Annotated in this window: 3 protein-coding genes; all 3 read left to right on the top strand. The window is 62.9% G+C overall.

Translation table 11 applies throughout. From position 1 onward, the window contains the following. On the top strand, positions 1–211 hold a 211-nt coding region (gene traD, locus ACZYOF_RS43485), incomplete at its 5' end, for a type IV conjugative transfer system coupling protein TraD (RefSeq protein ID WP_463719556.1). A gap of 162 nt (positions 212–373) precedes the next feature. Beyond that, positions 374–748, top strand: a complete 375-nt coding sequence (locus ACZYOF_RS43490; RefSeq protein ID WP_463719557.1) for a hypothetical protein — start codon at positions 374–376, stop codon at positions 746–748. A gap of 78 nt (positions 749–826) precedes the next feature. Continuing rightward, positions 827–1,960: an IS4 family transposase gene (locus ACZYOF_RS43495; RefSeq protein ID WP_463719558.1), complete on the top strand. Its 1,134-nt coding sequence runs from the start codon at positions 827–829 to the stop codon at positions 1,958–1,960. Positions 1,961–2,084 lie beyond the last annotated feature (124 nt).

The following is a 2,084-nucleotide window of genomic DNA, read 5'->3' on the forward strand; positions in this document are numbered from 1 at the left end:
CCGCTCCGATGCCACAAACGCCCGCAAGAAGGACACGCGGGAGAAGATCGAGCTCGGCGGCCTGATCGCCAAGGCCGGGCTGCGCTACGAGAAGCGTGCGCTGCTGCTGGGATTGCTGATCGATGCCTCGGACCGTTTACGCGGCAACGAGGCAGAACGCGAGCGCCTGATGGCCATCGGCGCGAAGACGTTCGGTCATGAAAGCAAATAGAATCGCGCTGGCGATCGCGCCGGCCGTGCTGATGGCTGGCACCTGCCTTGCCCTCACCGGCATCGAATCGTGGCTGTCGAAGTTCGGGGCGAGCCCGAACGCGCGCCTGGTGCTCAGCCCGATCGGCATCGCCCTGCCCTACCTCATGGCTGGGCGATCGGCGTGGTCTTCCTGCTCGTGGCGGCCGGTGCGACGGCAATCCGCTCCGCCGGCTGGAGCGTCGTGTTCGGTGGCTTGCTGGTGGTCGCGATTGCCGCCTCGCGCGAGATCGCCCGTCTGCATTCCTTCGCCCATGCCCTGACCGGTGGAGACCGGCTTCTCGCCCATGCCGATCCCGCGACTGTCATCGGAGCGACGATCGCGGCGCTCGCCGTCGTGTTCGCTCTGCGCGTGGCCATGAGAGGCAATGGCGCCTTCGCCGCCGCTGAACCGCGCCGCATTCGGGGCCGGCGCGCCATCCATGGCGAGTCGGACTGGATGGCGATGACCGAGGCCGCGCGGCTGTTCCCGGAAGCGGCAGGGCTGTCCGGGGAATGAATCGCTATGTCGCAGTGCATGCTCGGCAAAACCGAGGCAAATCGGCGTTTCTGGTTGTCGAGACACAGAAGGCCGAGCATGCGATTTCGCGGTAGCATCTTTGGAAGACTCCTTGAACCGATCAATCGACGGCGGTTTCAGACAGTTGTGGATCGTCTGGGCGGGGATGCCTACGACAAGTCGTTCAAGTGCTGGGATCACCTGGTGGCGCTGATCTATGCGCAACTGAGCGGTCACAGCAGTCTGCGCGGGCTGGAGGCGGGGTTCAACGCCAATGCTCAGCACCATTATCATCTGGGGACGGGCAAGCTGTCCCGCTCGACGCTGTCGGATGCCAATGCCCGACGCCCGGTCGGCATTTTTGCACAAACCTTTGCGACCTTGTCGGCCATGGCAAGCCGGCAGCTGCGGAGCGAGGGCAACGAGATGGTGCGCCTGATCGACGCCAGCCCGGTCCCACTCGGCAAGGTTTGCAGCTGGGCGGCGTGGAACGGCCGCATCCGCGGCATGAAGCTGCACGTTGTCTACGACCCCAAGGGCGATGTCCCGAAGTGCGTCGAGGTGACGCCCGCCAACGTCAATGACGTCGAGATCGGCCGTCAGGTTCCGATCCAGGCCGGCACGACCTACGTGTTCGACAAGGGATATTGCCACTTCGGCTGGTGGCGGAAGATCAATGACAGCAAGGCTTTCTTCGTCACCCGCCCGAAGACGAGCATCCGTCTTCGGGCGGTTACGCATCGTGCCCTCCGCAAGCGCAAGGGCGACGGCTTCGAGATTCTCGCCGATGATGAGGTCAAGCTCGTCAGCAAGGGCGCCTCCCGACTGCCGATCCCGCTGCGCCGGATCAAGGTAAAGCGACAGAACGGTGGCAAGATCACGCTTCTGACCAATGACCTTGCCCGCACCGCGGTCGAGATCGCCACCCTCTACAAGAGCCGATGGCAAATCGAGCTGCTGTTCCGCTGGATCAAGCAGCACCTCGATATCCGCAAATTCCTCGGCACCAACGACAATGCCATCCGCCTGCAGGCGCTCGCTGCGATGATTGCCTACCTGTTGTTGCGCATCGCCGCACGGGCCCACTGCATCAAGATGCTCCCACTCAGGCTGGCCGAACTGATCCGACAGTTCCTGTTCACCCGTCGAGTTCTCGCCGCGATCAACAAGCCGCCACCTATCAACCCCAGTAAGCCAAAATCGCCAGTTTGATCTTCCCCCGAAAAAGTGGACGGGTTTAAGCAGCTTTTAGCTCCATCTCGATCGGCGCGACATATCCGATGGCGGAATGGAGCCTCGTTCGATTGTAGAAGCCTTCGATGAAGGCGAAGATGTC

The organism is Bradyrhizobium sp. LeoA1Lang (assembly GCF_055413685.1).